Below are 3,377 nucleotides of genomic sequence, written 5' to 3'. Positions count from 1 at the left end.
CGACAGCCGGATCGCCCCCCGTCCGGGGTTGCGCTGGCAGCTCACCCCGACCGCCGACGCCCGGGTGGCGCTGCGGTTGGTCGACCGCACCGTCACCCTGCCCGACCAGTGCGCGCCGGCGCTGCACGCCCTGCTCGGCTCCACCGGGCTGCGGGTGGGCGACCTGCCCGGCCTGGACGACGACGCCGACCGGCTGGTGCTGGCCCGCCGGCTGCTGCGCGAGGCGGTCGCCGTACCGGCCTGAGTCACCCTGCCGCCCCGGGCGTCGCCCGGGGCGGTCAGCGGGCCGACACCAGCAGCAGCACCGTGGTCAGCACCCCGGCGGCCAGCACGATCGCCAGCGGGCGGGGGCCGAGCAGGGCATGCCGGCGGTCGGCCAACCGTTTCGCCGGGGCCAGCCCGGCCACCGGGCCGAGCAGGGTCACCACCAGCGCCAGCACCGGCATGCCCACCGCCAGGTCGCCGCCGTAGCGTTGGCCCACCGCGCGGGCGGCGGCCCCCAGGGCGTACGCGACGACCGCGCCGGCCACCCCGCAGAGGGCCAGCAGCGGGTTCACCGACCCCGGCAGCTCACCGCGCTGGCCGGCCCGGTCCAACAGCTCGCGGACCCCGCGCAGCAGCGGCACCGGGTCACCGGCGACGTCCCGGGCCGGCCCCGGCGGGTCGCCCGGTCGCCGGGTGCCCAGCCGGGACCGCAGCTCGGCCCAGAGGTGCCCCACCTCGGCGTCGACCCGCTCCAGCATCGACCGGGCGTCGACGACCTCCTGCTCGGCGTCGTGGAGCTGGGCGGTGGCCTGCGCGACGGCCCGCTCGGCGGCGGCGCACTGCTGGTCGTGCCAGGCCTGCGCCTCGGCCCGCTGGGCGGCCACCCGGCCGGTCAGCTCGGCGAGCCGGCGCACGTACGTGGCGTAGGTGTCACTGGGGACGGGTTCGTTCATCGGGACGGACCATAAGGGATGATCACCTGTCCGGTGCGGTGCACCGCCCGGTCGAAGAAGAGCCCCCGCCACGGACGCGGGTACCAGTCCGGCCCGCCGGAACCCGGGTAGAGCGCCGAGCCCAGCTCGCCGCCCTGCACGTCCAGGGCCACCCAGGCGCCGATCTGGTCGGTGCGGGCGGCCGGCCCGCCCAGGTCCGCCCGCATCCGGGCCACCCCGCGCCACCAGGCCAGCACGTGGGTACGCCGCTCCGGCCCGTCGTGCAGGATGCGGCGCAGCCGGTCCAGGCCGGTCGAGCCGGGTGAGCCGGTCGCCAGGGCCCCGGCCGCCGCGTCGACGGCGAACAGCAGCAGGTAGTGCGGGGTGCCCGAGGTGCCGGGGCGGGTCAGCGCGGTGGCCGTCTCGGCCATCAGCTCGGCGACGGTCTCCTCGTCGTACCAGGCGGCGTCGTCGGCGAGGTCCTCGTAGAGGGCGCGGGCCGCCGGGTCGGCGTCCGGGTCGAGGCAGGCGATGGAGAACCGGGCGGTGCCGGGGCGGTGCTGCCGGGCCAGCGACCGGGCGGCGGCGTCGAGCACCGCGCACGCCTCGTCGACCCGGGTGCCGAGGACCGCGAGGTTGCGGCCGGGTGCCCGGGGCAGCCGCAGCGCCGCCGACCGGGACTGCACGTCGATGATCTCCCCGAGCACGGCCACCGGGCCGCGCGGCGCGGTGTCGCCCGGCGGCGGGGTGAGGGCCCGGAAGTCGGGGGCCTCGGTGAGGCGGGGGATGGCATCACCGTCGAAGAGCCGCGCCGGGGCGGCATCGGCGGGCCGCATCCGCCACAGCCGGTGCTGCAACTCGCTCCACGTCTCCCAGTCGCTGGCCGACGGGATGCGGGCCACCTCGTTGCCCTCGGTCAGGCCCGACTCGGCGTTGACCACCGCGTGGTAGCGGGGCAACGCCTGCGCGGCGTCGTTGCGTTCGGCCAGGATGCGCAGCGCCTTGGGCAGCGCGATCCGCAGGGTGAACTGGGCGACCAGCGCGGGCCGGCCCCACAGCGCCTCGATGCCCCGGACGTCCTGCGAGGCGAGCACCAGGTGGATGCCCTGCGAGCGGCCCCGCCGGGCGAGGTCCTCCAGCAGGTCGGCGGCCTCCCGGGCCACCACGTCCCGGCCGGCGAGCAGCGCCTGGAACTCGTCGACCACCGCGACGATCCGGGGCCAGTGCCCGGTCGGGTCCACCGCCCGCAGCTCGGACAGCTTGGTGACCTCGTGCTTCTTGGCCGCGTCGGCCCGCCGGCGCAGTTCCTCGGCGAGGAACCGCAGCAGCGCCAGGCCGAACTCCCGATCGGTGTTGACGTTGATGCCGACCAGCCGCATGTGCGGCAGCCAGCTCGGGTCGCGCCGACCCTGGGCGAACCGGGCGAAGGACACCCCCTCCTTGAAGTCGAGCAGATAGAACTCCAGCTCGGCGGGGGAGTAGCGGGCGGCCAGCGCGCCGATCCAGGCGAAGATGAGGTTGGTCTTGCCGGTGCCCGACGGCCCGCCGATCAGCGCGTGCGGGGGATAGTCGCCGAGGGTCAGCAGCACCGGGCGGCCGTGTGGCCCCTCGCCGATCGGGGCGGTCAGCCCGGGTGCCGAGTCCTCCTTCCACATCTGCTCCGGTGGGGGGAGCAGGTCGGTGAAGGGGGTCGGCGGCGGGCCGGCGTTGACCCGGGTGGCGATCTCGCGGCAGGTCTCGGTGACCAGGGTGGCCGGCGGGGGCGGGTCGAGGCGTACCGGGGGGCCGGGCGGGGTGCCGATCCGGGTTCCGTCCACGCCGGTGCGGACCCGGGTCAGGCTGGGGTCGTCGGGCAGGTCGATGCCGTGTACCACCAGGTGCACGCCGCAGGCCGCGCCGGTACGGACCACCCGGTCGAGTTGGCCGCGTTCGTGCCGGGACAGCTCGTCCCCGCCGAGCAGCACCGCCACCCGCCACGGCTCGGGCCGCCGGCCGGTGGCCGCGGCCAGGGCACGCAGCGAGCCGTACTCGCCGGCCAGCACCGTCTCGTTGATCCGGCGGATCTGCTCGACCAGGTCGTCGAGGAGCCGGGCTAATCCGCCCGGCCCGACGAAGGTCAGCAGCCCGGCGGTGCCCAGCGGGGCGAAGCCGGCGAGTCCGCCGCCGAGGTGTTCGGGGTCGTACCCGTAGAGCCGGACCGCGCCCGGGTCGGTCCGGCCGACACCACGCAGCAGCAGCGCCGACACCACCGCCTCGGCGCCCTCCCGGTCGTCGCCGTGCAGCTGCACGTGCCCGGCGTCGAGCAGCGGCACCAGCGCCGGGACCGGTTCGGCGTCGGCGACCCGCAGGGTGCCGACCCGCAGCGGGCCGGGGCTCTCGCCGCGTCCGGCCGGGGTGACCTGCCAGTGGGACCAGGGGGCGCTGGCCGCGCCGGGGGCCTCCCGGCGGGCCGCCTCGGCG

General features: G+C 77.1%; 2 protein-coding genes and 1 pseudogene. 1 reads left to right on the top strand and 2 read right to left on the bottom strand.

The annotated features are described in order from the left end of the window. A pseudogene (locus H1A17_RS33765) lies at positions 1-244 on the top strand (cupin); the annotation flags it as partial. A gap of 34 nt (positions 245-278) precedes the next feature. Here the strand turns inward: H1A17_RS33765 and H1A17_RS33760 are convergent. After that, on the bottom strand, positions 279-938 hold the full coding sequence (locus tag H1A17_RS33760; protein WP_145920320.1) for a hypothetical protein: 660 nt from the start codon (positions 936-938) through the stop codon (positions 279-281). Beyond that, on the bottom strand, positions 935-3,377 hold a 2,443-nt coding region (locus H1A17_RS33755), incomplete at its 5' end, for an FtsK/SpoIIIE domain-containing protein (protein WP_228544741.1). The genes H1A17_RS33755 and H1A17_RS33760, both read right to left, overlap by 4 nt.

It is taken from the genome of Micromonospora sp. S-DT3-3-22, from assembly GCF_015354745.1.
Taxonomy (GTDB): domain Bacteria; phylum Actinomycetota; class Actinomycetes; order Mycobacteriales; family Micromonosporaceae; genus Micromonospora; species Micromonospora wenchangensis.
The sequence above is the reverse complement of the archived record's forward strand: the minus strand, read 5'-3'. Positions and strand labels throughout refer to the sequence as shown.

Bases quoted from the DNA above. Each gene is read 5' to 3' on its own strand.
- H1A17_RS33760 (WP_145920320.1), bottom strand. From the start codon at position 938: ATGAACGAACCCGTCCCCAGTGACACCTACGCCACGTACGTGCGCCGG.